General features: G+C 62.4%; 25 protein-coding genes. 8 read left to right on the top strand and 17 right to left on the bottom strand.

Features of this window, described 5'->3' with window-relative positions; genetic code table 11:
- Nucleotides 1-2: 2 nt before the first annotated feature.
- The 9 genes from mltG to MU846_RS00640 form a co-directional block, all read right to left on the bottom strand.
- A complete protein-coding gene (gene mltG, locus MU846_RS00680; RefSeq protein WP_246947255.1) occupies nucleotides 3-1,079 on the bottom strand; it encodes an endolytic transglycosylase MltG in 1,077 nt (358 codons plus the stop codon).
- Nucleotides 1,076-1,882 (bottom strand): aminodeoxychorismate lyase, encoded by an 807-nt coding sequence (gene pabC / locus MU846_RS00675; protein WP_246947253.1) that lies wholly within the window; start codon nucleotides 1,880-1,882, stop codon nucleotides 1,076-1,078. The genes mltG and pabC overlap by 4 nt, the downstream gene beginning before the upstream one ends.
- Nucleotides 1,883-1,889: 7 nt before the next feature.
- Nucleotides 1,890-3,128: a beta-ketoacyl-ACP synthase II gene (gene fabF / locus MU846_RS00670; protein WP_246947251.1), complete on the bottom strand. Its 1,239-nt coding sequence runs from the start codon at nucleotides 3,126-3,128 to the stop codon at nucleotides 1,890-1,892.
- Between the two features lie 224 nt (nucleotides 3,129-3,352).
- Complete coding sequence (acpP, locus tag MU846_RS00665) at nucleotides 3,353-3,589, bottom strand: acyl carrier protein (protein WP_246947238.1); 237 nt, start codon at nucleotides 3,587-3,589, stop codon at nucleotides 3,353-3,355.
- 163 nt (nucleotides 3,590-3,752) lie between these two features.
- The gene (gene fabG / locus MU846_RS00660) at nucleotides 3,753-4,502 is read right to left on the bottom strand and encodes a 3-oxoacyl-ACP reductase FabG (protein ID WP_246947236.1); all 750 of its coding nucleotides are present in this window, start codon (nucleotides 4,500-4,502) and stop codon (nucleotides 3,753-3,755) included.
- A gap of 20 nt (nucleotides 4,503-4,522) precedes the next feature.
- The gene (fabD, locus tag MU846_RS00655) at nucleotides 4,523-5,452 is read right to left on the bottom strand and encodes an ACP S-malonyltransferase (protein WP_246947234.1); all 930 of its coding nucleotides are present in this window, start codon (nucleotides 5,450-5,452) and stop codon (nucleotides 4,523-4,525) included.
- An 87-nt stretch (nucleotides 5,453-5,539) separates the two neighbouring features.
- A complete protein-coding gene (gene plsX, locus MU846_RS00650) occupies nucleotides 5,540-6,571 on the bottom strand; it encodes a phosphate acyltransferase PlsX (protein ID WP_246947232.1) in 1,032 nt (343 codons plus the stop codon).
- Between the two features lie 93 nt (nucleotides 6,572-6,664).
- Nucleotides 6,665-6,859 (bottom strand): 50S ribosomal protein L32, encoded by a 195-nt coding sequence (gene rpmF / locus MU846_RS00645; RefSeq protein ID WP_246947228.1) that lies wholly within the window; start codon nucleotides 6,857-6,859, stop codon nucleotides 6,665-6,667.
- A 12-nt stretch (nucleotides 6,860-6,871) separates the two neighbouring features.
- The gene (locus tag MU846_RS00640; protein WP_246947222.1) at nucleotides 6,872-7,408 is read right to left on the bottom strand and encodes a YceD family protein; all 537 of its coding nucleotides are present in this window, start codon (nucleotides 7,406-7,408) and stop codon (nucleotides 6,872-6,874) included.
- 172 nt (nucleotides 7,409-7,580) lie between these two features.
- Here MU846_RS00640 and MU846_RS00635 point away from each other — a divergent pair, with 172 nt between their 5' ends.
- The gene (locus MU846_RS00635) at nucleotides 7,581-8,183 is read left to right on the top strand and encodes a Maf family protein (protein ID WP_246947220.1); all 603 of its coding nucleotides are present in this window, start codon (nucleotides 7,581-7,583) and stop codon (nucleotides 8,181-8,183) included.
- Here the strand turns inward: MU846_RS00635 and MU846_RS00630 are convergent.
- Genes MU846_RS00630 through MU846_RS00615 form a run of 4 tightly spaced genes read right to left on the bottom strand, consistent with a single transcriptional unit; the run spans nucleotide 8,166 to nucleotide 12,075 of the window.
- A complete protein-coding gene (locus tag MU846_RS00630) occupies nucleotides 8,166-9,131 on the bottom strand; it encodes an N-acetylmuramoyl-L-alanine amidase (protein WP_246947218.1) in 966 nt (321 codons plus the stop codon). The two genes, MU846_RS00635 and MU846_RS00630, sit on opposite strands and share 18 nt — an antisense overlap.
- A gap of 19 nt (nucleotides 9,132-9,150) precedes the next feature.
- Nucleotides 9,151-10,143, bottom strand: a complete 993-nt coding sequence (locus tag MU846_RS00625; RefSeq protein WP_246947217.1) for a S49 family peptidase — start codon at nucleotides 10,141-10,143, stop codon at nucleotides 9,151-9,153.
- Nucleotides 10,124-10,828, bottom strand: a complete 705-nt coding sequence (locus tag MU846_RS00620; protein ID WP_246947215.1) for an HAD-IA family hydrolase — start codon at nucleotides 10,826-10,828, stop codon at nucleotides 10,124-10,126. Before MU846_RS00620 ends, MU846_RS00625 begins: the two co-directional genes overlap by 20 nt.
- Entirely contained in the window at nucleotides 10,828-12,075 is a 1,248-nt protein-coding gene (locus MU846_RS00615; RefSeq protein WP_246947212.1) for an RluA family pseudouridine synthase, read from the bottom strand. Before MU846_RS00615 ends, MU846_RS00620 begins: the two co-directional genes overlap by 1 nt.
- Nucleotides 12,076-12,803: 728 nt before the next feature.
- On the opposite strand from MU846_RS00615, the gene MU846_RS00610 reads away from it, so the two are divergent.
- On the top strand, nucleotides 12,804-15,995 hold the full coding sequence (locus tag MU846_RS00610) for an Rne/Rng family ribonuclease (RefSeq protein ID WP_246947211.1): 3,192 nt from the start codon (nucleotides 12,804-12,806) through the stop codon (nucleotides 15,993-15,995).
- A gap of 207 nt (nucleotides 15,996-16,202) precedes the next feature.
- Here the strand turns inward: MU846_RS00610 and MU846_RS00605 are convergent, their stop codons facing one another.
- Nucleotides 16,203-17,246 carry an AraC family transcriptional regulator gene (locus MU846_RS00605; protein ID WP_246947210.1) on the bottom strand — a complete coding sequence of 348 codons (1,044 nt, stop codon included), beginning with the start codon at nucleotides 17,244-17,246 and terminating at the stop codon, nucleotides 16,203-16,205.
- Between the two features lie 118 nt (nucleotides 17,247-17,364).
- Between MU846_RS00605 and MU846_RS00600 the strand changes: the two genes are divergently transcribed.
- The 4 genes from MU846_RS00600 to MU846_RS00585 all read left to right on the top strand — a co-directional run bounded on the left by MU846_RS00600 (nucleotide 17,365) and on the right by MU846_RS00585 (nucleotide 22,615).
- Nucleotides 17,365-18,219 carry a metal-dependent hydrolase gene (locus tag MU846_RS00600; RefSeq protein ID WP_246947209.1) on the top strand — a complete coding sequence of 285 codons (855 nt, stop codon included), beginning with the start codon at nucleotides 17,365-17,367 and terminating at the stop codon, nucleotides 18,217-18,219.
- Nucleotides 18,220-18,402: 183 nt separating this feature from the next.
- Nucleotides 18,403-19,395 (top strand): alpha/beta fold hydrolase, encoded by a 993-nt coding sequence (locus MU846_RS00595; RefSeq protein ID WP_246947208.1) that lies wholly within the window; start codon nucleotides 18,403-18,405, stop codon nucleotides 19,393-19,395.
- A 73-nt stretch (nucleotides 19,396-19,468) separates the two neighbouring features.
- Nucleotides 19,469-21,655 carry a YgiQ family radical SAM protein gene (locus tag MU846_RS00590; RefSeq protein ID WP_246947207.1) on the top strand — a complete coding sequence of 729 codons (2,187 nt, stop codon included), beginning with the start codon at nucleotides 19,469-19,471 and terminating at the stop codon, nucleotides 21,653-21,655.
- Nucleotides 21,656-21,760: 105 nt separating this feature from the next.
- Nucleotides 21,761-22,615 carry a MerR family transcriptional regulator gene (locus MU846_RS00585; protein WP_246947200.1) on the top strand — a complete coding sequence of 285 codons (855 nt, stop codon included), beginning with the start codon at nucleotides 21,761-21,763 and terminating at the stop codon, nucleotides 22,613-22,615.
- 35 nt (nucleotides 22,616-22,650) lie between these two features.
- Here MU846_RS00585 and MU846_RS00580 read toward each other — a convergent pair whose 3' ends face one another.
- Nucleotides 22,651-23,424: an acyl-CoA thioesterase gene (locus MU846_RS00580; RefSeq protein ID WP_246947198.1), complete on the bottom strand. Its 774-nt coding sequence runs from the start codon at nucleotides 23,422-23,424 to the stop codon at nucleotides 22,651-22,653.
- A 197-nt stretch (nucleotides 23,425-23,621) separates the two neighbouring features.
- On the opposite strand from MU846_RS00580, the gene MU846_RS00575 reads away from it, so the two are divergent.
- Nucleotides 23,622-24,080 carry a ferritin family protein gene (locus MU846_RS00575; protein WP_246947196.1) on the top strand — a complete coding sequence of 153 codons (459 nt, stop codon included), beginning with the start codon at nucleotides 23,622-23,624 and terminating at the stop codon, nucleotides 24,078-24,080.
- A 22-nt stretch (nucleotides 24,081-24,102) separates the two neighbouring features.
- Here the strand turns inward: MU846_RS00575 and MU846_RS00570 are convergent, their stop codons facing one another.
- Nucleotides 24,103-24,366 (bottom strand): acyl-CoA-binding protein, encoded by a 264-nt coding sequence (locus MU846_RS00570; RefSeq protein ID WP_246947195.1) that lies wholly within the window; start codon nucleotides 24,364-24,366, stop codon nucleotides 24,103-24,105.
- Nucleotides 24,367-24,369: 3 nt separating this feature from the next.
- Nucleotides 24,370-25,035: a lysophospholipid acyltransferase family protein gene (locus tag MU846_RS00565; RefSeq protein ID WP_246947193.1), complete on the bottom strand. Its 666-nt coding sequence runs from the start codon at nucleotides 25,033-25,035 to the stop codon at nucleotides 24,370-24,372.
- 462 nt (nucleotides 25,036-25,497) lie between these two features.
- On the opposite strand from MU846_RS00565, the gene MU846_RS00560 reads away from it, so the two are divergent.
- A complete protein-coding gene (locus tag MU846_RS00560) occupies nucleotides 25,498-26,889 on the top strand; it encodes a pectin acetylesterase-family hydrolase (RefSeq protein ID WP_246947191.1) in 1,392 nt (463 codons plus the stop codon).
- Nucleotides 26,890-26,894: the final 5 nt, after the last annotated feature.

Below are 26,894 nucleotides of genomic sequence, written 5' to 3'. Positions count from 1 at the left end.
GGTCACTCCTGCGCTGGCGCCGGCCGTGGCGCTGGCGAAGAGCGATAGTCTTCGCGCCGGTTGAGTTGATAGCGGCGAACCGCCGCCTGATGCTCGGCCAGTGTAGCGGAAAACACATGTGAACCATCGCCCTTGGCGACGAAGAACAAGGCTTCGGTGCGCACCGGATTGACCGCAGCATGAATCGCTGCCGCGCCCGGCATGGCAATCGGTGTTGGCGGCATGCCGCGGATCACATAAGTATTGTAAGGGGTGGCCTCGCGCAGATCAGCGCTGCGAATCCGGCCCTGGTAGCGCTCGCCCATGCCGTAGATGACGGTCGGGTCGGTTTGCAGCCTCATGCCTTTCTCAAGCCGCCGCACGAACACCCCGGCGATCTCCCCACGCTCTTCCGGGACGCCGGTTTCACGTTCGACAATCGAGGCCATGATCAGCGCATCGTAGGCATCCACGTAGGGCAACCCCTCCGCACGCTCGGCCCAGGCTTGCTCCAGAATCGCTTCCTGGCGCAACAGCGCCCGCCGTAGCAGCGACAGATCGGAGTCATCGCGGGTGTAGAAATAGGTATCCGGCGCAAACCAGCCTTCCGGGTGGCGTTCAGGCCGCCCAAGCTCTGCCATGATTTCCGCGTCACTCAGCTCGGCACCCAGCAACTGCAATGCCGGCGCCAGTGCCAACTGGCGGCGCAATTCCCGGAAATGGGTGCCTTCCACCAGCGTGAAAGCACGCTGGATCACATCTCCCTGCGCCAGCCGCGGCAGCAAGGTAGCGAGCGTTTCGCCCGGCAGCAGCTGATATTCGCCGGCGTGGATATGGCCTGCCGAATCATGGAGGGCAACATGCATCCGCACCGCCCAGCGCCGCAGGCGCGCTTCATTTTCGTCACCGAGCACGCCATCTGCCGCCAGACGGCGCATAACGCCATGCAGGCTGCCGCCGCGTGGTACATCAAGCACATATTCCTGCGGCAGCGGCAATTCGCGATGCAGGTGCCCTGCCAGCCACGCCATCGCCACCGGAATTGCCAGTAATCCCAGCACCGAGGCCAGGACAATATATTTGACCGGTATTTTTTTCATGCAAAGAGATCCGCCAGCCTGGCCTGAAGTGCCAGCGTGACCGGCCCCACCGGCCAACGCCAGAGTGCCAGTGTACGGACAGGCAGGATTCCGGCAACACTATTGCACGCAAAAACCTCATCCGCCTGCCGCAGCTGTGACAGCGGCCGCAGCTGCTGGCTGATGAACAGCCCCGCAGCGGGCGCCAGTTGCTCAATGATTACCGCCCGCGCTACACCGGCCACGCCGGCCTGAGCCAGTGGCGGTGTCCACAATTGATCGCCGAAGCGAGCAAACAGATTCATGCTGGTAAATTCCACCGGCCGCCCGTGCTCATCGAGCATCAGCCCCTCGGCCCAGCCGGCGCGCTGCACCTCCTGCCGGGCCAGCACCTGCTCCAGCCGGTTCAGGTGTTTCAGCCCCGCCAAGGCAGGAGCCGTTGCCAGGCGCTGCTGGCACAGCCCGGTGACAATCCCTTCATGGTAATCGCTGTCCGGGCGCGCTGGCAGCGGGTGCAGGCTGGCCAGCAGCCGGGGGGCCACCGCTTGCGGTGCGGCGTAACCCCGGCCACCACTGCCGCGTGTCAGGATCAGCTTGAGCACGGCCGAGCCGTGGCAGCGAGCCAGCGCCTGTGTCAACGCCTCGTCCAGCACGGCTTCGGCGAGCGGAATGCCCAGCCGGGCAGCGCCGCCAAGCAATCGTGCCCGGTGCCATGGCCACAAGGGCGCGCCGCCGGGTGTCAGGCGCAGTGTTTCAAAGCACCCGTCACCGTACGCCAGGCCCCGGTCATCGGTGGCTGTTTCGGCTTCCCAGTGCACCCTCACCGGCAACTCACACGCGGCGGAACAACAGTGAGCCGTTGGTGCCACCGAAACCGAACGAGTTCGACAGTACTATATCCACCTCACGCTTTTCGGCGGTATTGGGAACCAGATGCAGATCGCAGCCTTCATCCGGATTGTCGAGGTTGATGGTCGGCGGCAGCACACCATCGCGCAGGGCGAGCAGTGAAATGATCGCCTCCACAGCGCCTGCGGCGCCGAGCAGGTGCCCGGTCATGGATTTTGTCGAGCTGACCGCCAGCGCCTCGGCATGGCTGCCGAACACCGAACGGATGGCGCGAATCTCGGCAATATCACCGGCCTTGGTGGAGGTGGCATGGGCGTTGATATACCCCACCTCCTCTGGTGCGATACCGGCATCGCGCAGCGCACACTGCATAGCCAGCGCGGCGCCGGCGCCGTCTTCGGGCGGCGACGTCATGTGAAACGCATCGCCGCTCATGCCAAAGCCGATCAGCTCCCCATAGATGCGAGCGCCGCGCGCCTTCGCATGTTCGTATTCCTCCAGCACCAACACGCCGGCCCCGTCCGACAACACGAAGCCGTCGCGATCCTTATCCCAGGGGCGGCTGGCTTTGTGCGGTTCGTCGTTGCGCGTGGACATTGCCCGCGCCGCAGCAAAACCCGCCATGCCCAAGGCACAGGAGGCTTTTTCTGCTCCACCTGCGATCATCACATCGGCGGTGCCATACATGACTTGCTGGGCGGCCAACCCGATGCTGTGTGCACCAGTGGTGCAAGCTGTCACAGTTGCGAAGTTCGGCCCGCGATAGCCATACATGATCGAGAGATTGCCTGCGATCATATTGATGATGCTGCCCGGCACAAAAAATGGCGACACCTTGCGCGGCCCGCCCTCCAGCAACTTACGGTGGTTTTCCTCGATACCGGTCAGGCCGCCGATACCGGAGCCGATGGCAATACCGATACGATCAGCGTCGGCTTCCTGATCGGTCAACCCCGCATCGCGGATCGCCTGGATGCCGGCCACCATGCCGTACTGCACGAAGACATCCATCTTGCGGGCATCTTTGGCAGGCATGTATTGTTCGATATCGTATTCTGGCACCAGGCCGGCAATACGCGAACTCAAGCCCTCGGTGTCAAAGTGAGTTACCGTGCCAATGCCGCTCTTGCCCGCCAGGATATTTTCCCAGCCCGACACCACATCGGTCCCCATAGGGCTCAGCATACCCAGCCCTGTGACGACTACACGACGTCTTGCCACTGTCCTTCCTCCATCCACAGATTGCGCGCAGTATACGAAAAAACCAGTTACCGCACGGCGGAAACTTTGTGTCAAAGTGCCGCTACCGAGGGCGCACCGATGGCCGGTGCAGAAATACAGGGATCAGCCCTGCCAGTGATCGACCGGTTTCCGCCCGGACAAAAAAAACCGCAAGTTCAGAACCTGAACCTGCGGCTTTTTTTCGTGATCGGGCCAGAGCCAGATCAGGAGGCGTGTTGCTTGACGTAGTCGATGGCAGCCTGCACGGTGCTGATCTTCTCGGCTTCCTCATCGGGAATCTCGGTTTCAAATTCCTCTTCGAGGGCCATCACCAGTTCCACCGTGTCCAGCGAGTCGGCGCCGAGGTCTTCGACGAAGGATGCTTCCGGCTTGACGTCTTCCGGCTTGACACCCAATTGCTCGATGATGATCTTGGCGACCCTTTCTTCAATGCTGCTCATGATCCTGACTCTCTCCTGTTGTGGTGTCAGTGCACCTCAGGCGGCTATTCTAGGGGAACGCTGTTTGACCATGCAAGCCGCGATCCCCACCGCCAAAAGGCACCTTTGTTGCGAATTATTCGCTATAGATATCAACAACCTGTAACCCAAGCACAAAAAGTGCTCATCCTGTGAACATGCCGCCGTTGACGTGAATCGTCGTCCCGGTGACATAACCGGCACTTTCCGAGGCCAGCCAGGCCACCGCGCCAGCCACTTCTTCAGCCTGCCCCAGACGACCCAGCGGAATCTGCGACAGCAATGCATCGCGCTGTCCGCCGGCAAGTTGATCTGTCATGTCTGTCTGGATAAAACCCGGTGCCACGGTGTTCACCGTGATCGCCCGCGAGCCCAGCTCACGAGCCAGCGCCCGACTGAAACCTTCTGCGCCGCCCTTGGCCGCAGCGTAATTCGCCTGGCCGGCGTTGCCCATCACACCCACTACGGAGCTGATGGTGATGATGCGCCCCCAGCGTGCCTTGGTCATGCCCTTGAGGCAGGCTCGTGTGACGCGAAACAGCGCATTGAGATTGGTATTGATCACCGCATCCCATTCGTCTTCTTTCATGCGCAACATGATGTTGTCGCGGGTGATGCCGGCGTTGTTCACCAGCACCAGCGGCGCGCCAAAGCGGCTCTGGATCGCTTCCATGGCCCTGGCCACGGAGCTGCTGTCGCTGACATCCATCACCACGCCGCCACCTGCATTGCCTGCGGCGGCAAGCGTTTCGCTGATAGCCTGGGCGCCTGCTTCGGTAGTGGCAGTGCCGACGACCGTGAAGCCGGCCTCCACCAGCGCCGCCGCAATCGCCTTGCCGATACCACGGCTGGCGCCCGTTACCAGGGCCAGACGAGCCTGCGCTGAATCAGTCATGTGAACTCCTCGGATTTTGTTCAACCATTGGGTGTGGCGGCTTTCAACGCCTCGATCTGCTCCAGCGCCACCACCTCCACGCTGCGATCAATACGCTTGACCAGCCCACCCAGCACCTTGCCCGGGCCACATTCATACGCCAGGGTAACGTCTTCTGCCGCCAGTTTCTGGACTGTTTCCACCCACCTCACCGGTGAATAGAGCTGTCGCACCAACGCCTCGGTAATACGCGCCGGGTCGGTCTCCACCGTTACATCCACATTGTTGATAACGGCAATCTCGGCCGCGTGCAGGCGCAGCTCGCCCAGCACCGCTGCCAGTTGCTCCGCTGCCGGACGCATCAGGGCGCAATGGGAGGGCACGCTCACCGGCAGCGGCATGGCGCGTTTTGCTCCCGCCGCCTTGCAGGCCTCCACTGCACGGCCAAGCGCCGCAACCGAGCCGGCGATCACCACCTGCCCTGGTGCGTTGAAGTTAACGGCTTCGACCACATCGCCTGCGGCCGCTTCGGCACAGGCCGCTCGCACCTGTTCGTCGTCCAGGCCAAGAATGGCCGCCATCGCGCCCTCTCCTGCCGGCACCGCACTTTGCATCAGCTGGCCACGTTTCTCCACCAGCCGCACCGCATCGCCGAGGCTGAACACGCCGGCGCAGCACAGCGCGGTGTATTCACCCAGGCTATGGCCCGCCAGCATGGCCGGCCGAGCGCCGCCGCGATGTAGCCACAACCGCCACAGGGCAACGCCGGCAGTCAGCAGCGCGGGCTGGGTTTTATCGGTGCTGTTGAGCTGTTCAGCCGGGCCATCCTGAATCAGTGCCCACAGGTCATAGCCGAGCGCACCAGACGCTTCATTGAACGTGTGTTGCAGCACAGGCTCGTCACGGTAGTCGGCCAACATGCCGACTGCTTGCGAGCCCTGGCCGGGAAACAGAAACGCAGTCTTGCTCATGGGATCATCCGCTCCGTCATGGATGTCTGGTGGCGGGCATTATGCGCATCTCGACGCCGGGATGCGCGCCGCGCTTGCAACAAAATCTTATGCTGTGGGTATATCGCCCCCGGCGTCAGCAGCGAGTGTGGCGCCGATCAGTGCCGGCACGTTACGCTCGGCTTCCTGAAGCGCCACCTGCAAGGCGGCAAGAAAGCCCGGCACCCCTGCACCGCCGTGGCTTTTTACCACGATGCCGTTCAGGCCCAGCAGGCTGGCGCCATTATAACGCTCGGGGTCCATGCGACGTTTCAGACCCTGCAGAACAGGCAACGCCAAAAGCCCGGAAAGGCGTTTCAGCCAGGAGCTGGCAATCTCGGCGCGCAACATATGGCCGATCATGGTGGCGGTGCCTTCCATTGTCTTGAGCGCAACGTTGCCCACAAAACCGTCGCACACCACCACATCCGCTTCACCGGCAAAAATGCCGTTGCCTTCGATAAAACCGCAATAATTCAGCTGCGGATGTTCCTGCAACAGCGTTGCAGCCTGCTTGATCAGATCATTGCCCTTGATGTCTTCTTCGCCGATGTTGAGAAGGGCTACCCGTGGCGTCTCGTTGCCATCCAGCGCACGCACCACCGCCGAGCCCATCAGCGCAAACTGCAACAGATGCTCGGCTTCCGCATCCACGTTCGCGCCAAGATCAAGCATGTGGCAATGCCCGGTACGGGTGGGAATGGCTGTGCAGATCGCCGGCCGCTCGATGCCTGGCAGCGTCTTCAGCACAAACCGGCTGACTGCCATCAGCGCACCGGTATTGCCGGCGCTGACCACCGCCTGCGCATTGCCCTCGCGCAATTGGTTGATGGCGATTCGCATGGAGGAATTTTTCTTGTTTCGCAGCGCCACGGAAACCGGATCATCCATCTGGACAACCTCGGCGGCCGGCACAATGGATACCCGCGCATGGCTATCCAGGCGCGCTTCTTTCAGCGCCGCCGCCAGCGGCTCCGGCTGGCCGACCATTTGTATCCGCACTGTGGCGTGTCGCTTCAACAGCTGTGCCACGGCTGGCACCGTCACCGCTAGCCCGGTGTCGCCGCCCATCGCATCCACAGCAAGCGTCAACTCTGCCATGCAAGCCCTCTGTTTTCGTTCTGCCCCGGCTGGCCGGAAAATCGGCTGGCAAAGAAAAACGGGAGCCTTGGCTCCCGTTTCGGTGGTACTGACTTATGCTTCGTCGTCGTCCGCGTCCACCTGTCGAATGACTTCGCGGCCACGATACATTCCCTCGGGTGAAATGTGATGGCGGCGATGCACTTCACCGGTGGTGCTGTCTTCGGTCAGTGTCGGGCCGGACAGCGCGTCGTGCGAGCGACGCATGTCACGCTTGGAACGGGTTTTCCGATTCTGTTGAACTGCCATGGTTCGCTCCTGTTATTCCTGGCGGTCTTTTTTCAGCGTCGCCAGTATTGCAAAAGGGTTATCCGCTTGCTCTTTCGGTATTTCTGTTTCCGCCGGTGTCGGCGCCGCTGTATTTCGCAGCGGGGTCGGGCATTGCTCGTGCATGGCGACCAGCGGCAGCGCCAACAGCAATTCTTCCTCCAGGAGCGGCACCAGCGACAGCTTTTCATCGCTCATCAGCCAGGGGTCGAACCGCTCCGGCAGCCGCTCGGCATCTTCCTCGCTCCAGACCAGCGCCAGCCCGACCCGCGCAGTGATATCGTACATCACCGGCTCCAGGCAGCGCTGGCACACCAACTGCAAGCGCGTTTTCACTGTGCCCTGCACGGTACACAGGCTGTCTTCGGCACTGCGCTCGAAATCAAGCGCGACGTCGACCTGCTCACCCTGGCTGTGGCCGAACTCGGCCAATCGGGGAAGCGCTGATACTGTGGTCTGGCCACTGACGGAACCGCCCTGCTCAGCCAGCTTGCGCGGCTCGATATAGTGCGGCAATTGCCCTGAAAACATAAGCGCGCAATTCTAGGGCCGGAGCCGCCCGCTGTCAAAGCGTATATCACTTGCCAAACCATTGATGAAAAAGGACTTTTGCTGCACGCCGAAAACGAAGGCGTTACACTGCCCGAAACCGGGCCGGCAAGTGGCCCGAATCAACCCGTGCCACGTATGACAGGAGCCCGACATGAGCATCCCTTGCCCGCCCCTGGTGCTGGCCTCGTCCTCGCCCTTTCGCCGCAGCCTGCTGCAACGGCTGGGGCTTACTTTCAGCTGCCACAGCCCTGACATCGACGAATCCACGCAGCCCGGCGAAACGCCCGTCGAGCTGGTCATGCGCCTGGCACGGGAGAAAGCCCGCGCAGTGGCGGCGCAGTATCCCGGCGCACTGGTGATCGGCTCGGATCAGGTGGCCATTGCCGCCGATGGCAGCATCCTCGGCAAGCCCGGCAATCGGGAGAACGCCATCCACCAATTGCAGGCCAGCAGCAACAATAGCGTGGTGTTCCAGACCGGCCTGTGCCTTTACAACGACGCCAGTAGCCGCGATCAGACCGGCTGCGAAACCTTCACCGTACATTTTCGCCGGCTGGATAGCGCCACCATCGAGCGCTATGTGGATCAGGAACAGCCGTTCAACTGTGCCGGCAGTTTCAAGTCAGAGGGCTTGGGGATTGTGTTGTTCAAGGCACTGGAAGGCCGTGATCCCAACGCGCTGGTGGGGCTGCCGCTGATCATGCTTACCGATTTTCTTCATGCAGAAGGCGTCTTGCTACCGCCCGTCAGTTGACAGCACAAGCGCCGGACAGCTCACTGCCCAGTTGGCCCAGGCCGCCTCGGTGGGCGGTTGCTGGTTAAGCGTTCGTCCCGTTATCGAGGGTGCTGCTCGCGTCGGCGGCAGCAAGGCTGGCCGGTATTTTTCCAGCAAGGCCCACAGGATAGCGGCGGTTTCCAGATCCGGCGCGCCCCGGTAATCGGTGGCGCGATAGCGCATCTGGAATGCGCGCACCACGGCGCAGGTCTGCGCATCAGCCTCACCGCTGATGTGTATCGGATAACCCCACGCCGCCAGCCCCTCTTGCAGATCACGCAACGACGGCGGGGTCTGCTGAAGCTGCGCCTGATGGCGCTGCACGGCGTCGGCATCCGGCCAGGTGCCCAGGCCGGCGCGGTACAATTGCTGCCAGGGAAAAGCCGGGCCGGGATCTATCTTTCGCTGCGGCGCGATATCCGCGTGGCCAACAATATTGATCGGATCAATCTGGTAACGCTGGCTGAGGTCTTGCAGCAATGCGATTACGGCTTCTATCTGCGCTGCCGGAAACGCACTCCAGACCCAGCCCTCCGCTGTCGCCACCGGGCCATCGTTGATGATCTCGATACCGATCGAGGTGTCGTTGAGATTGCTGCTGGTGCCCCAGGCACTCACACCTGCGTGCCAGGCACGCTCATGCTCCGGCACCAGCTGGTAAATGCGCGGCGCCTTGCTGCCCGATTGCTGTGCCGGCACCGGCACCAGATAGTGGCTGCTGACACGAGGGCCGGTCAGCGTTGCCAGCGCACGCTGCTCACCATGGCTGGTGTAATGCAGCACCAGATGGCGAACCCGTGAATTGTAGGCGTCGGCACGATGAGAATGGTCGACGCGGTAACCATCGCGGCGCTCAGTCGGCCCGGCACAGGCCACCAGTGACAACATCATCACCGACACCAGTGGCCAGGCCAACCGCGCCCGCATCTGCTCCCGGAGTGCAGCTTCAGCGCAGCGGCGCGCTATCCAGGCCCAGCACACTGCCGATACCTCGCCCGACGCTGACACCAAATCCACCCAGCAGGCGCTCGAACGGATGGGGCAGCACCGAATAATCGACGATTTTTTCCGCGCCGATCACCTCACGCGCCACCTGGCCGGGGCTGCCGGTGCCGTCCGCCAGGCCCAGCTCGATCGCTTCGATGCCAGACCAGACCAGCCCGGAAAACAGCTCCGGGTGCGCATCCGCGTCAAGGCGCTCGCCACGGCCTTTCTTGACTGCATTGATGAACTGCTCATGCACCTGATCCAGCAGATGCTGAAAATGCGCTTGCTGCTCGGCGTTCTGCGGCTGGAACGGATCCAGCAGCGCCTTGTTGTCGCCGGAGGTTTGCACCCGCCGCTCAATGCCGAGCTTTTCCAGCGCCTCGGTGAAACCGAAGCCGGCCATGATCACGCCAATGGAACCGACGATACTGGCCGGATCGACATAAATCTCGTCGGCGGCGGCAGCAATATAGTAAGCACCGGAGGCGCCCATATCCGTAATCACCGCGTAGACCTTTTTCTCAGGATATTCCGCTTTCAGGCGCGTGATTTCGTTGAACACATAAGCGGACTGAACCGGCGAGCCGCCGGGGCTGTTGATGCGCAACAGCACGGCTTTGGACAGCTCTGCCTCGAAGGCGCGGCGCAAGCCCCGGCTGATGGCATCGGCGTTTGCCTCGGCGCCATCGGCGATCACCCCTGACACATCCACCAATGCAGTGTGCTCGTCCGTCGCCGGCGCCAGCCCGCTGCTGAAACCACCCCGCAACGGCATGAACAGCACCAGTACCAGCACCAGATAGCCCAACGTGGCGGCGCGAAAGAAAATGCTCCAGCGGCGCTGGCGCCGCTGCTCGTCCTGCATCGACAACACCAGCTTCTCGATCAATTGCCATTCGCGATGGCTTTCCGGCCGCGTCATGCCCGGCTCGTTATCCCTGTACTGGCTCATTCAGTGCAACTCCTGTGGCTATATCCTGTTGCGGCCTGGCGCCGGTGACCAGCGGCAGCAGCCCGTCAATTCGCTCCAGCAGCATCAGCGGCTGATAAAGCGCCAGCTGCTCCGGCGGGTGAGCACCGTAGGTCACGCCCACCCTGTCGACACTGGCGCGTTGCGCCATTTCCAGATCAAAGCTGGTATCACCGACCATCAAAGTGCGTGCAGGTTCATGGCCCAGTTCGGCGACCAGCTCCAGCACCATATCCGGGTGCGGCTTGGAGCGTGTTTCATCGGCACAGCGCGAGCTGTCAAACCAGTGCCCCAGGCCAGTGGCGCTCCAGACCCGATCCAGCCCGCGGCGGCTTTTGCCCGTCGCCACCGCCATGCTGACACCGTGGGCGCGCAGAGCCGTCAATGTCTCAAGTACTCCTTCGAACAAGGCGCTGGGCGTCGCCTCTGCGGCAATAAAATGCACCGCATAACGATCTCGCATGGCCTGCACCAGCGGCTCCGGCGCCTGCGGGTACAGCTCGCGGATCGCCTCGAACAGCCCCAGGCCGATAATGCTGCACAGCCGCTCCGGCGGCAGCGGCGGCAATGCCACGTCGGCTGCGGCTGCGGCCAGGCAACTGACGATACGCCCGGTGGAATCCATCAGCGTGCCGTCCCAATCAAAGATAACCAGCGAATAATTCATCAGCCTCGTGTCCTGTTGCGCCGCCCTGCCCCTCGTGCAGCGCCACCTTTTGTGCCACGGCCAGCCGGAGCGCCGGCGCCACGGCGCGATGCCGTTGCTGGCCGGGGCGAACTGCCGGCCGGCACGCGGCGCGCCGCAGGCGCGGGCTGCGCGGTTGCTTTCTTTGCCCCGCCCTTCGCCCTGCCGGGCGCCGGCGCACTGCTATCCCTTGGGCGGCTATCCCTCGCGCTGCTACGGGGCGCCTGTGACGCAGCCGCCGGCAGCGTCATGGCTGCGCCCGTAGCGCCACGCAAATGACCGAGCGCCTGGTCAAAGGCTTCGTCCAGTGGTGCTTCCAATACCAGTTGCTCACCCGTCTCGGGATGGCGCAGCACCAGCGAGCGGGCATGCAGAAACATGCGTGTGCTGCCCACCTGTTCGCTCCACGCCTGATTGACTGCCGGCTCGCCGTATTTGTCATCGCCCAGCAACGGGAAGCCGCCAAAACGCGCATGCACGCGAATCTGGTGGGTGCGCCCGGTGCCCAGCGTGGCCTCCACCAGCGCCACGTCGCCAAAACGCTCCAGCAGGCGGAAATCCGTTCGCGAGGCCTTGCCTTCCTGTGATACCCGCACCACCCGCTCATTGCCGTAGGACTGCTTCAGCAATGGCGCTTCGATGGTTTTCTGCGTGCCGGAAAAGCCACGGCACAGCAGCCAATAGCGCTTTTCAATGCCGCCCGCCTGCATCAGCCGCTGCACACGGCGTAAGAAACTGCGCTGGCGGGCGACCATGATGGCGCCGGAGGTGTCGCGATCCAGCCGGTGCACCAGCTCCAGCGACGTTGCTTCGGTCGGGCGCAGCAAGCGCAGTGTCTCGATCAGCCCCAGGCTGATGCCGCTACCACCGTGCACCGCCAGCCCTGCCGGCTTGTTGTAGACGCAAAGCCATTCATCCTCATGGATCAGGCTGCGCTCAAGCCGCTCCGCAAGCGCCTGGCCTACCGGCGGCGGCTGCGCATCGCTGGTGGCCACCCGCACTGGCGGAATGCGCACCTCGTCGCCCGCCTCCAGGCGCTGGGTCTGCTTTGCCCGGCGGCCGTTCACGCGCACCTGGCCGTCGCGGATGATGCGATAGATACGGGACCGCGGCACCCCTTTGAGAGTGGCAATAAGAAAGTTATCCAGGCGCTGGCCGGCGCGTTCGGCGTCGATCTGCACGTGGCTGACGGCCGGCAGGGCCGGCATGGAAGCGGGAGTCTCGGGCATGGCGGCGATTCTAGGCGCTGCCAGCGCTGCTGTCACCGAAACCGGCAGAAACGACCACCGGCCAGGCCGGGCGTGCTATCTGATTGATGCCACTGTCATACTGCTGCTACACTCGGCTGTCGGCCAGGAAACGGCCCCGGCGACGCGATGCGAACATTCGCCGGCAACTGTGGGCGCCGCGCCCCGAGCCCGCCTCAGCATATTGCGGTTGCTCCAGCGTGGTGATCGACCACACGGCCCGTCCCCGCCCGACACATTGTTAGCGAACACAGTAAGGACGCAGCGCCTGTGCGCCGCGTCGCAGGATTACACCGATTGACTGACCTGGCGCCATCCAGACGCCCTATTGCGAGGATGGCGGTACAACAACCTGGTGGCCTGCAGAGACGCCCTGTATCCGTGGGCGACAGACATTACGGAAGCATACGTTACACGTTGCCTTGCGGGACGATCGCCACAGCGAGCACGGCCTGCAACAATACCAGCGGCTTGCGCAACCCTGGCCTGACAGCCAGACTTTTGTTCGAGCCGGCGTGACTCTCCGCGAAGATCACGGGGATCAGCGATGCAAGCAGTCAGGGCCCATGTTTTCGGCCCCCACGACCAGCCCGGCGGGGCCATCCCCGCGCCGGAAACTGGGCGTATTGGCAAGCTGTTTGTGCCCTGCCCCGGTCTGCCGCCCGTGTTACGGGCACTCTGCGCTGGCTGCCACTGAATGTGGTAGACACATGAAACGCATGCTCATTAATGCGACGCACCCCGAAGAAGTGCGCGTCGCGCTGGTCGATGGCCAACGTCTTTACGACCTGGACATCGAACACCGCACCCGGGAACAGAAAAAAGCGAACATCTATAAAGGCAAGATCACTCGCGTCGAGCCGTCCCTGGAAGCGGCCTTTGTCGACTTCGGTGCAGAGCGCCACGGTTTTCTTCCTCTGAAAGAAATTTCCCGCCAGTACTTCAGCAAAGAACCCAAAGAGCTTCAGGGCCGCGTCAACATCAAGGATGTGATTCGCGAAGGCCAGGAAGTGATCGTGCAAGTGGATAAGGAAGAGCGTGGCAACAAAGGCGCCGCCCTCTCCACCTTCATCAGCCTTGCCGGCCGCTATCTGGTGCTGATGCCGAACAACCCGCGCGCTGGCGGCATCTCCCGCCGTATCGAAGGGGAAGAGCGGCAGGAACTCAAGGAAGCGCTCAACGCGCTGGCCATCCCGCAGGATATGGGCGTCATCGTGCGCACTGCCGGCCTGGGTCGTTCCGCCGAAGAGTTGCAATGGGATCTCAACTATCTGCTGAAGCTGTGGGATTCCATCAGCACGGCGGCAGCCGAGCGGCAGGCGCCGTTTCTGGTCTACCAGGAGTCCAACGTCATCATCCGTGCGATCCGCGATTACCTGCGCAAGGACATCGGCGAGGTGCTGATCGACTCCGAAGAAACCTTCGCCGAGGCGAATGGTTTTGTCAGCCAGGTGATGAACGATTTCGCGCACAAGATCAAACTGTATCGCGACGACACACCACTGTTTTCCCGTTACCAGATCGAATCCCAGATCGAGACGGCGTTCCGGCGCGAAGTGAAATTGCCTTCCGGTGGCTCGATCGTGATCGACCCCACCGAAGCGCTGGTGTCGATTGATATCAACTCCTCCCGTGCCACCAAAGGCGCCGATATCGAAGAGACGGCCCTACAGACCAACCTCGAAGCCGCCGACGAGATTGCACGTCAACTGCGGTTGCGTGATATCGGTGGGCTGATCGTGGTCGATTTCATCGACATGGGACCGTCACGCAACCAGCGCGATGTGGAAACGCGCATGCGCGAAGCGCTGGAAGCCGACCGTGCCCGCGTGCAGATCGGCCGCATTTCGCGCTTCGGCCTGATGGAACTGTCCCGCCAGCGCCTGCGTCCGTCGCTGGGTGAAACCTCCAGTATTGTCTGCCCGCGCTGCACCGGCCAGGGCCACATTCGCGATGTGAAATCACTGGCGCTGTCGATCCTGCGGTTGGTCGAAGAAGAAGTCATGAAGGAGCGCACCGGCGAGATTCATGCCCAGGTGCCGGTGGCCGTGGCCACCTATCTGCTGAACGAAAAGCGCCAGGCACTGCGTGACATCGAAGCACGCTACAAGGCCCGCGTGCTGATCCTTCCCAACCAGAATCTGGAAACGCCACACTTTGAAGTGCAGCGCATCCGCGATGATCAGGTGCAGGCAGAGCTGGTGAGCCATGAAGTGGCCCTGCTCGAAGGCGAGCAAGACCCGGTACTGGCTGCCGCGCAGGACACCGAAATCAAGCGCCAGGAAGCCGCCGTCAAGCTGGTCGCACCGGATACCGCACCGCCACAACCGAAGCCCAAACCGACTGTTGAACCGAGCCTGTGGGCCCGCTTCTTCGCATTTCTGGCGCAGATTTTCCAGAGCGATGCCAAGCCGGAGAAACCGGCACGGCAGCCGCGCCGGAACAACGCGCCGCAAGGCCGTCGCGCCGATGGCCGCAATAATCAGCGCTCGCGCCGCAACCAGGAACCGCGCAATCGTCGCGAAAATCGCGATGAAAACCGTGAGCAACGCAACGAGCGCCCGACACGCGGCCGCGATGGCCGCGATGACGGCGGTAACCGCAATGAGCGCGCCCCGCGTGAACGTGACAGCAACAAGCCACAACGTGAACGCAGCGACGCGCCACGGCATGAAACCCGCAACGAGCGCCCTGCCCGTCAGGACGCCGACGCTGAAAGCAGCGCCGCGCAGGAGCGCCCGCAACAAGCCCCGCGCGCCGACGGCGCACCGGCAGAAGGCCAGCAAGAGCGCACCGGGCGCCGTCGCCGCCGCAACCGTGGCCGCGGTGGCAATGCCGACAATCAGGACAAGCGTCAGGAAACCGCCGATAGAGCAGCAGCACAAGGCGACGCCGAGCACGATGACCACAACACCGTGCGCGAGCAGGACAGCGCCGAGCGGCGGCCGCAAGGCGCCCGCGACGAACGCCCCCTGCGCCAACGGCAGCGCCCGCGCCGCCAGACTGAACAGGAACAGCAGAGCGATGCCGTGGCTGCCTCGGCCGCTGCGGTAGTGGCCGCTGAAACCGCTGCCGAGGAAAAAGCGGCTCGCGCCACCACAGAGCCGGCCCCGGCACCTGCTGCCGCACAGCACGCAGGAGCAGCACAAGCAGACACCGGCGCCAGCGAGCGCAAGGGCGTCTCTGCAAGCTCGAACAACGCCGACGCGCCCGCTGCGATATCGCAAGGCAGCGCACCACAGCCTGCCCCTGAGTCTGCTACCGGGAAAAACGCAGCAGAGGCCACGGCCAAGGCCGAGGCTGGCGCTGTGGAGCAACAAAGCGTAACGGCGACAGAAACTGAGGCGGCAGCAGACAGCGTCGCGGCCACGGCAACTGAAAGCGCAACCGCGCAGCCATCGACGAACGCTGCGGCGCAAGAGCCTTCAGCTCGCTCGGCACAAGAGCCTTCAGCTCGCTCCTCACAAGAGCCTTCAGCGCAAACAGTGAAAGAGCCATCAGCTCAGCCAGCAAAAGAGCCCTCAGCTCAATCAACAAGAGAGCCCTCGACGCAAGCTGCACAACAGCCCTTGGCCCAGCCGGCAACCACTGCAGCTAACGGAGCCTCCGCTCCGCAAAACTCTGCGCAACAAGGCACCACGCAGCAGCAAAGCGCGGAGACAGGCGCTGACGCTGTAGCCGGCACTGAAAAGCAGCCCGCTGAGGATAACAGTGCTGCGACGGCAACCGAGGCTGCACCAGCAGCGACAGCAGCGGCAGCAGCCGAGCAAGCTGTCGTCAAGGCTGAAGCACCGCAGCAGCCCGCCGGGCGCCCTGCGCGTGCATCCAACGACCCGCGTGTACTGCGCCGGCAGCAGGAAGCAGCCCGCCGTGAGATGGAACAAAGCGGCTCGGATACCTGATCATTCTTGGTCAGCCAGCACCAAAACACTCAGGGCGGGAAATCCCGCCCTGAGTGTTTTCTGGTGCCCGGCAATTTTTTTAAAACGGATTTTTCTGATGTCAGTTGCTATGGCGCACACGCACCATTGTTCGCCTTTCGGTAATCCGGTTGCGCGCAGTCATTCTCTGGCAGGGTGCTTTCCGGCACCTGCGCTGATATCTGCTTTTCAGGAACGCTCGCTGCGCCACTGGCGCGGTGCCTTGCCCGTCCAGCGCCGGAATGCACGGGAAAAATTGGAAACGTCGCTGTATCCCAACTGATACGCCACCTCGGTAATCCCCAACCGGCCCTCGCTCAGCAAGCGCACCGCCCGCTGTTGAAGCTCTGCCTCCAGCAGATCGCGATAGTTGGCCTGCTCCTGCTGCAAGCGACGCTTGAAAGTGCGGCTGGACAAATGCAGCGTCGCCGCCATTTGTTCCAGCGCCGGCAGCGGCACGCCTTCCGGTATCGTGCGCAGTTGCTGCGCCACCTGCTCCACGACACTGTCGGCACCCTCGGCCAGTTGCCGGAATTCCTGCTCGCACTGTTCACGCGCCAACGCTGCCACAGCGGGATCGGCCAGGCGCGGCGCGGCGTCGAACGCGGCCAACGGCGCCCGCAACTGGCTTGCCGGCTGCTCGTAGCACAACAATGCCGGCACGCTATCCGCTTGGGCGGCCAGATACGGTGGCGGCGCGCTGCGAAAGCAAATCTGCGCGCCGGCCACCGGCTCGCCAAGTAATTGTTCGGCCATATGCGCCAGGCTGACCAGCATCACCTCCAGCAAAAACACTTCCAGATCACCGAGATCCCAGCGCGGTTCGAAGGTGATGACGGCAGTATCCCCTTCTGTTTCATGGCGCACCGTCAGAAAAGGCGCACGCAAAGTGATATAACGCGCCGCCGCATCGATGGCGGCGCCCACCGAGGGGCTGGACAGCGCCATCATGCCGAGCGGGCCATGCAACGTGACTTTCAATGCCCGGGCATAGATCAGCCCCAGCCCCTGATGGCCGGCCAGCGCCACCGCGCGGCGGCAGGCGGTATGGCAGATGGCGACCGGCACCCGAGCATCCGGCTGCAACAGCCCCGCCCGCGTGACGTCCAGCCCTTGCAGCAAGGTGCCGTCATCGTGGCCAAGGCCGCGCACCACATCACACAGTAGCAACAGATAAATGGCCGGCACCCCCGGATTGAGGGGCAGCCGTTTTTTGGGTTGGCCTGAAGTCACCGGTAATTGGCCTCCGAATACCAGACTTGTTGAGCGTGCGCGGCCAACATAAGACGAGTGCCGCTCCGGGTAAAGCCGGTTGACGAGCACCCAAGAATCATGCAGGAGAAGCCGCATCATGTCGTCACGCAAGAAACCGGCCGCCGCACTGCCCATCACGCCACAGCGGATGGATTTTGATTTCGCCGGGGTTCCGCGACACTGGTTCGATAACGACCCGGTGCTCACTCACTTTCTCAATGCGCTATCGTTGACCTTTCCGGACGGCGAACGCTTCTTTGTCGATTCCGTGCGCGCTTTCCGTGATCACGTCACCGATCCGGAGCGCAAGCAGGAAATCGCCGGCTTTATCGGCCAGGAAGCCATGCACTCGCTGGAACATGAAAGCTTCAACAAAATGCTGGCCGCGCAAGGCTATGCCGAACAGGCGCAAGGAGGGCAAAAGCTCGCTCGCTACCTGATCGGCGAGGGCCGCAAACGCCTCTCGCCCAAACGGCAGCTGGCTGCCACCGCCGCGCTTGAGCATATCACTGCCATTCTCGCCAACCGGCTGCTCAAAGATGCGGAGCTGTTGCAGAGCATGGCACCGGAAGTGCGCGCCCTGTGGATGTGGCACGCAATTGAGGAAATCGAGCACAAGGCGGTCGCCTTCGATCTTTACCAGGATGTCACCGGCGCAGATTACCTGCTGCGGGTGCGCGTGCTGCTGGCAGCCACACTGGCGCTGGCCAGTTATACCTCGAAATATACCTGGGCATTTCTGAAGCAGGATCGGCTGCACCGCAACCCGCTGGTGCTGGCACGGGGCGCCTGGCGCCTGTTCGGCGCACGCGGCTTGCTAACCCGCACAGTGCCTGATTTCCTGCAGTTTTTGCGGCCGGGTTTTCACCCCTGGCAGGACGACAACAGTGCGCTGGTGGCCTATTGGCGCGCCGAGCTTGAACGCCTGGAGCCGGCGCAAAACGCTGCCTGACGCTGCTTTACCGCCGTGGCCGGTTTGCCTTTTCGCCACGGCGCTCTCCAGGATGCTGCGCTGCGCTCGCCTGATTATGGCCCAATGTGACATCGAACGATGTAACGGTTTGAGCCACTATCATGCTGATTGCCCTGTCAGGGCGCTTTGACATCGGCCAGAATCGAGCGAGGCCAGCATAATATGAAGAACAGCAGCAGCCATGAACTGATCCACTCCTTCGTGGAAACCGTGGGCCAGCCCTATCTGGCACAAAGCACCCCCCCGGATGCCGAAGTATTGGCGCAATGGCGCCCTGCCCGCTCCATCTGGAACTTCGCACGGCGCAGCCAGGTTGCGGTGTCCGGCCTCAAACGCCGCCATCTGTGGCTTGATCAGCATCGGATTACCTATCTTGAGGGCGGCCGCCATGATGGCGAAGCAGTGGTGTTACTGCATGGCTTTGGCGCCAACAAGGAAAACTGGCTGTTTCTTGCCGGCCTGTTGGCCAGCCGCTACCGGCTGATCATTCCCGATCTCGCCGGCTTCGGCGAAAGCCATTTCATCGCCAGCTCCAACTACCGGCTGGCCACTCAGGCCGAGCGCGTGCACCGGATGCTCGGCTTGCTGAAAGCCGGGCCTGTTCATATCGTCGGCAACTCCATGGGCGGCGCTATCGCCGGCATTGTGGCCGCACGCGCGCCGGAGGCAGTGCTCAGCCTGACGCTGATGAACGCGGCCGGCATGCGCGGCGAAAACATGAGCGATTTCGAGGCGGCACTGATGCGCGGCGAAAATCCGCTGATCCCTGCCAGCCTGCTGGATGTAGCGCGGCTGTTCCGTATCACCACTCGCCGCAACCGGGCCAGCCTCAGCGCGCTGCTGACGCCGATCCTGTATCGGGAAATGGTGCACCGCAATCCGGTCAACCACCGTATTTTCCGGGATATCCTGCACATTGAGGAGCACCCGGAAGATCTGTTCAGCGAGATCCAGTGCCCGACATTGATCATGTGGGGCGATTGCGACGAGGTGCTTGATGTCTCCTGCGCCGCCTCGTTCAAGCAGCTGATCCCGCATGCACGCACCTGCATCTTCAAGGATGTTGGCCATCTGCCGATGCTGGAGGCGCCCGCGCTGACCGCTCGCGCACTGCGCACCCATTGGCGCGAGGCACGCCGTCAACGCACACACTGACTCCTGCGGCGCCTGATTTCAGGTACACTGGGCAGCATTGCTGCCCAGCTTTTACCAATTCAGGAAATCGCCGATGTCCTCGCCCGCTGTAGCCATCCCCCGCCCCCGCAGGGCGCTGTTCGATTACCCGCTGTACTGGGCCGAGTGTTTCGGCACCGCGCCCTTTCTACCTGTGTCTCGTGCGGAAATGGATCAGCTGGGCTGGGACAGCTGCGACATCATCATTGTCACCGGCGATGCTTACGTCGATCACCCTTCCTTCGGCATGGCGATTATCGGTCGGCTGCTCGAAGCGCAGGGTTTTCGCGTCGGCATCATCAGCCAGCCCCGCTGGCAGGACACCACCGATTTCACTGCGCTGGGCAAGCCGAACCTGTTTTTCGGTGTCGCCGCCGGCAACATGGATTCGATGATCAATCGCTATACTGCCGACCGCAAACCTCGTTCGGACGATGCCTACACGCCCGGCGGCGAAGCTGGCAAACGCCCCGACCGCTGCTCGCTGGTGTACAGTCAGCGCTGCCGGGAAGCCTTCCCGGAGGTACCGATCGTGCTCGGCGGTATCGAAGCCTCGTTGCGCCGTATCGCCCATTACGATTACTGGCAGGACAAAGTGCGCCGCTCGATTCTGATGGATGCCGCCGCTGACCTGTTGCTGTACGGCAACGCCGAACGGGCCGTTGTAGAAGTCGCGCATCGGCTGGCGCAAGGTGAAGCCATCGGTCACCTCACCGACGTGCGCGGCACCGCCTTTATCCGGCAGGACACCCCCGACGGCTGGCTGGAAATGGATTCCACCCGCATTGACCGGCCCGGCCATATCGACCGCATCATCAATCCGTATGTGAACACCCGGGAACTGGACAGCTGCGAGCTGGAAAAACGCAACGCCGTACAGATCGACCCGAACGCAGAACAGGCCGTGGTGGTGCAGTGGCACCCCCGCCACGATCGCGATCGCACCGTGATTCGCCTGCCGAGCTTTGAAAAAGTGCGTGCCGATGCAGCGCTTTACGCGCACGCCAACCGCGTGCTGCATCTGGAAACCAACCCTGGCAATGCACGTGCCCTGGTGCAGCGCCATGGCGAACAGGATATCTGGATCAACCCGCCGCCGATTCCGCTGTCCACCGAAGAAATGGACTACGTGTTCGGGCTGCCTTACGCACGCGTGCCGCACCCGCGCTACGGCGATGCGACCATCCCGGCCTACGACATGATCCGTTTTTCGGTGAATATCATGCGCGGCTGTTTTGGCGGCTGTACTTTCTGCTCCATCACCGAGCACGAAGGGCGCATCATCCAGAACCGTTCGCAGGAATCTATTTTGCGCGAGATCGAGGATATTCGCGATAAAGTGCCCGGCTTTACCGGCATCATCTCCGATCTCGGCGGTCCGACGGCGAACATGTATCGCATTGCCTGCAAGTCGCGGGAAATCGAAGCGGCGTGCCGCAGACCGAGCTGCGTCTATCCCGGCATCTGTGAAAATCTGGATACCGATCACTCGGCGCTGACACAGCTTTATCGCGAAGCACGGCAATTGCCCGGTGTGCGCAAGGTGCTGATTGCCTCCGGCCTGCGATACGATCTCGCCATTACCGATCCCGAGTACGTACGTGAGCTGGTCACACACCATGTCGGCGGCTACCTGAAGATCGCGCCAGAGCACACCGAAGACGCCACATTGTCAAAAATGATGAAACCTGGCATCGGCGCCTACGACGAGTTCAAGCGCATGTTCGAGCGGTTTTCTCGCGAAGCGGGCAAGAAGCAGTACCTGATTCCGTATTTTATTGCCGCCCATCCGGGCACCCGCGACGAAGACATGATGAACCTCGCCCTGTGGCTGAAACGTAACGGTTTCCGGGCAGATCAGGTGCAGGCGTTTTATCCGTCGCCCATGGCCACCGCCACCGCCATGTATCATTCCGGCAAGAACCCGCTGAACAAGATCACCTACAAGAGCGAGAGCGTGCACACAGTCAAAGACCCGCGCCAGCGCCGCTTGCACAAGGCCTTTTTGCGCTATCACGATCCGGCCAACTGGCCGCTGCTGCGCGAAGCGTTGCAAGCGCTGGGGCGCGCCGATCTGATCGGCAACGGCGAGCACCAGCTGATCCCGGCCAGCCAGCCGGAAGGCCGTGAGCGTCGCCCGGCCCGCCAGCCTGCTGCTGGTCGGGGCCGGATGCTGACCCAGCATACCGGCCTGCCCCCGCGTGACACCGGTGCGCGCCGCCCGACAAAACGTCGCCGCTGAGCCTGCGCGGCCGTGCCGCCGGGCATTTTCCGGCTGGCCGGCCGCCTGTGCCGGTGGTGATGAAACACAATCCTCGTTATCATCGCCGCCATGAAGCCAACGCAAATGACCCCAACCGCGATCTTCCAGAGCCTGCGCAAATTCGTGCGCCAGCCGGCCGCGCCGGTGGAGCACCGCGAGGGGCTGGAATTTACCATCGACGAGCTTGCCCGCACCGCCGATACCACGGTGCGCAATGTGCGTGCCTATCAGGATCGTGGCCTGCTGCCGCCACCGGAAAAGCGTGGCCGCACCGGTATTTATTCGGACGTACATCTGGCGCGCCTGCGCATCATCGGCCAGCTGCTGAACCGCGGTTTTACCCTTGCCAATATCCGCGACCTGCTCACCGCCTGGGAACAAGGCCGTGATCTGAACGACATCCTCGGCCTGGAAGTGGTTGTCACCAGCCCCTGGAGCGACGAAGCGCCCTCCTACATCAGTTATGAAGAGCTGCTGGAATATTTCGGCGATCAACTGACACAGGATGTGCTGCTCAAGGCGGTACAGCTCGGCTATATCATTCCCGAGGCGGATCGCCTGCGGGTCCCCAGCCCGCGCATTCTCAACGCCGGCCGGGAGCTGAGCGCAGCGGGCATTCCGCTGGAGGCACTGCTGGACGAGGTGAACAAGGTACGGCTCGAGGTGGATCGCATCGCCGATGGTTTTGTGCGGCTGGTCACCACCCACCTGATCGACAAGAAATACGGCGACAGTGAGCTGCCCCGAGGTGAAGACGTGCCTAATCTGGCGCACTTCATCCAGCGCGTCCGACCCTTGGCCGACATGGTGGTCAGCGCGGAACTGGCCCGCATTCTCGACAAGGCCATCAACAAGGTGCTCGTGGATCGCCTCGCCAACGTGCTTACGCACTTGCAGGAGAGCGAAGGTAGCGACCCACGCATCTCGCCAGATCAATAATAGCAAGGCGGGCCAGGCCCGCCTTGCTCATCAACTCAGATAAACACCGTTACCGTCTGGCGGCTGATGGCCACCAACTCTCCGCGATCATTCCAGAACTGCGATGCCGCATGGCAATAACCGTCGGCCGCATATTCGGTGTCGGCGTGATACTGCCACCACTGATCCGTCTCAGGTTGCTCCTGCAGGAATTCGATGGTCCAGGTGAGGCTGCTGCTCGGCGCCGGCTGGCTGTACATCGGCAGCACAGAAGGTGGCCAGGCATCCACCAGTGCCAGCAGCGCTTCGATGCCGTCATTTTCCTGCGGTTCGACAAAGCGTACCCAGCCACCGAGCATGCCTCGCTCGCTGCGGCTGAATGGTGCATCGCCCTCGCCCCAGCGCATATCGAAATGCAACGCAAAATCAGGCACCAGCCCCTTCACACGCGGCAGCGCCATAGCCTCATCGGGGCTTTTGATCTGCGGCGGCCTGGCTGCCGGCACCCTGATGGTGGACTCACGCGCCTTGCCGAAACTCGCCAGCAACACCGCTTGCACCTGGCCGTTCTGGACCAGCCGGCACTGCGCCTGCGTCACTGATTTGCCCGTGCGCAGTATCTCGGTTTCCAGCGTCACCGGCCCTGGTGCTACCGGCCCCACGAAAGACACGGTGATCGAGCGCACCGGCCGATCCGTAATCAGGCGCCCCAGCGGCGCATACATGACCGCACCGACCACACCGCCAAAGCAGGCGCGGCCTTGCCCCCACCCCTCCGGCATCACCGCAGAATCGTTCGTCACTTGCGCCAGAATCTCGTCAAAGGTCATCAGTCGGGTTTCCTTGTATCAAAACGGATCAGAAAGCGGGCTCGCCCTCGGCTGCCACGACAGCCAGCACCTTACCCCACTGGCGCGTGGCGATCACTGACCGGGATGCTCGTCGGCCGCGGCGACCGGGAACCTCTCGTTACAGCGCGGTCGTACCTGACAGTAGCAGCGTGCGTAGCCGACACCGGAGGTGGCAGATGCGTTACAAGAATATTGATGAAATACTGGCCTGGACTGGCCGCTTTCACACCGAACTGGCGCAGCATTGCCAGCAACTGGCGCGCCAGCACGATCGCCAGCGCCTGGAAATGCTGCTGAGCTATCTGGCCGAGCACCAGCGGCGGCTGGCCGAGATGCTCGCTCAGATCCGCGAAGACAGCGAGCCGGGGATACGCTACACCTGGTTCGACAAGGCGCCCGACATACCGGGGCCGGAGAGTTTGCCCGAACTGGGCGAACTGATCCGTGGCGACAGCGTTGACGCAATTGCTGCGGCCGCGCTGAAATTTCACGACGGCATCATTGAAATTTACAATGAACTGCGTGAGCAGGCGCCGACCGACAGGACACGACAACTGTTCGAAAACCTGGCCGATCTTGAGCACCATGAAGCACTGAAGCTGGTGCGTGGCGCGCAAGGTCTGAACGACATGTAAGCCCACGTGCCATCGCGAACTTCTATTTGTGCGTGGCCAGCAGCGCATTGACCTTGTCGATGTAACGCTGCATGGCCTGCTCGCTATCCATCCCCTTGAGCTTGGCCCAGGCGTCGTACTTGGCGCGCCCGACCATATCCAGCATCCCGGGGCGCTTGCCGCGTACATCCCCCTCACTGCCCTGTTTGAAATGGGCATAAAGAAACAACAGATCGTTGTTGTCCGGGCGGCGCGTCAGTGTTTTGACATCTCGTTGTGCCTGTTCGAAAGCCGTTGCGTTGCTCATCTGTCACTCCCTTTTCTGAAAAGGCGGGTCAGCCGGGGCGGGTGCGGTTTCGCGCTTGCCGGGTGGTTGCCCTTGCAGCGCAGCCAGCGGTGCTGAGAGGCGTTCCGGCCTGCGCGGCACCGCATCGCGATAATGCGCCAGAATACGCTGCATGTCGGTGTCCAGATCGTCGCCCGGTTGCAGCGTTTCGGCAATGCGTAATTCTCGGCGCCCATAATCCAGCACTACCACAATGATCGGCACCCCCGCCTGACGAGCAATCTGCCAAAAGCCGGTACGCCACTGGCTGGCTGCCGTGCGCGTTCCTTCTGGCGCAACACCGAGAAACAGCTGCTCGCGCTCCTGAAAACGCGCCACCGACTGCGCTACCACACCACCGCTGCCGCTATGGCGGTCAATCGGAATACCGCCCAGCCAGCGAAACAGGCCGGCTACTGGCCAGCGAAACAGGCTGTCCTTGGCCATCAGACCGATGCGCACGCGCAGGGTAAGCACCACGCCTGCGGCCACCAGGCCATCCCAGTTGGAGCTGTGGGGCGCGCCGATCACCACTGCCTTCGGAATATTCGGCAAGGTGCCGACAATGCGCCAGCGCAGCAGCCGGAGCAGTAACAGGCCGAGCAATTGCGAAAAGCGGTTGCCACGGCGGGGAACAAGGTTGTCTTGCATCGCGACGGGTCTGAGTTGATTTATCGTTATCGACCGTCCTGGCACATCCGCGAGCGGATACTTTCCTGATGCAGCCATCATAGCAGCGCCGCCGAACCATGGCACTTTGATATCCCGAAGCGAACCGCTCATGCCCGCGTACCGCAACAACCAGCCGGGAAGGCGTCTTGAGTTAGCGCTCTCAAAAGAGCGTTTGAGCAAGCGCCAGACAGCGCATGAGTAGCAGTGCACAAGTGAAGTGCGTGCGAGAAAGCCTGAGAGAACGCCTGAGAAAGCACCTTGCCAGCATTGTTGGCCTTTTGAATTTGCACTAACGTCCCTGAAAGGTGACATCGGCAGCCATGCTTTGGCCGTGCCAACCTCCCTCTGTTTCCCTGCCGTACTCAGAGAACGCCCCGCTCCGGCGTGCCTGCGTGCTTCGCTGTGAACGGACTACCAGTAAAACATCAGGGAGAGTTCTCCATGACCTTTATCCGTCAATGCACCGCAGTGTTCATGGCACTGTCATTTGCCAGCCCTGCCCTGGCCGAGCTGGGTGATTACAGCGCCTGGCAAACCGCAATCAACCTGTTCTCACCGCGCCCGGCCGATAATCCGGTAACCGCCGCCGATCAGACCGGGCCTTACCCGCTGCTGCTGAATCCGGCCGGCTTCGATGACGGCTTTTCCCCCGGCGCTTATTACGCCTGGCAAACCATCCAGATGGCACCGGAAACAGGCGCCGTCTGCGGCAACGGCTCGCCGTTCAAGTTTTTCGTCAATCGCGTGCCGAACACCAGCAACACTGTGGTGTACTTTGAAGGCGGCGGCGCCTGCTGGGATTATGAAAGTTGCAGTGGTGATTTCGGGATTCGTGGCGCCCGGAATGCGGATGGCATTCCTGACGACTACATGAGCCTGCTCAATCCCGGCGCCAGCCTTGTCAGTCCCTTTGTGGTGCGCCTGCACCCCTGGACGCGCACCAAGGCACAGAACTGGAACATGGTATATGTGCCCTACTGCACCGGCGATATCTATTCTGGCGATACGGTGGCCATCTACGACGATCCGGCCGGCCAGAACGAGCCGCTGGTGTGGCACCACAATGGCGTGCGCAACACCCGTGCAGTGGTCGCCTGGCTGAAGAACAATCTTGAACGCTCGGGGCAGATGCTGGCGACCGGGTGCAGTGCGGGTGGTGCCGGCAGCTTTACCAATTATTTCCCCCTGCGCGAGGATCTGGCGCCCACACGGGGCTATCTGATCAACGATTCCGGGCCGATTTTCAGCGCGCCCGCGGGCGCCGATCCAGCCGATCACCCGTCCCTGCCGCTACACACTCATATCCGCAGCGCCTGGGGGCTGGATGCAACCGACGGGCCGCTGGAGTATCTGGCAGCGCATATGGCCGGGCTTGATCTGGATGATCTGACTACGCTGTATCCGGCACTGGCCAGCCAGTTCCCCGGCGATCGTATGGGGCATACCCATTTCTGGGACGACATGAATTATTCGTCTTATTCCTATGAGCGGTTTTTCCCCGATATTGCCCAGGCACCGGACGATGCCACCCGGGAAGCGCTGATCCTTGCGCGCTGGCACCAGGATACGCAGAGGCTGCAAAACACACTCTCGAACCTCGACAATTTCGGCTATTACCTGCCTCGCTACCGGGCGGTCAACGAAAGCCACTGCACCAGCATCATCGAATTTGCCAACGCGGATATTCAGGAGCTCGGCCTGGAGCTGGATGATTTCGTGAACAATGTAATGGCGGGCTCCGGCGCTGTCATGCAGGCATCGGAAACAGATACACAGGCCGATCGGCTCAAACCCTTCAACCTGCTCTACTGGACACTGGATCAACTGCTCTGACAGGC

It is taken from the genome of Alcanivorax quisquiliarum (assembly GCF_023051175.1).
GTDB classification, from domain to species: Bacteria; Pseudomonadota; Gammaproteobacteria; order Pseudomonadales; family Alcanivoracaceae; genus Isoalcanivorax; species Isoalcanivorax quisquiliarum.
Note: the sequence above shows the minus strand (reverse complement) of the source record. Positions and strands in the feature narration are given on the sequence as shown.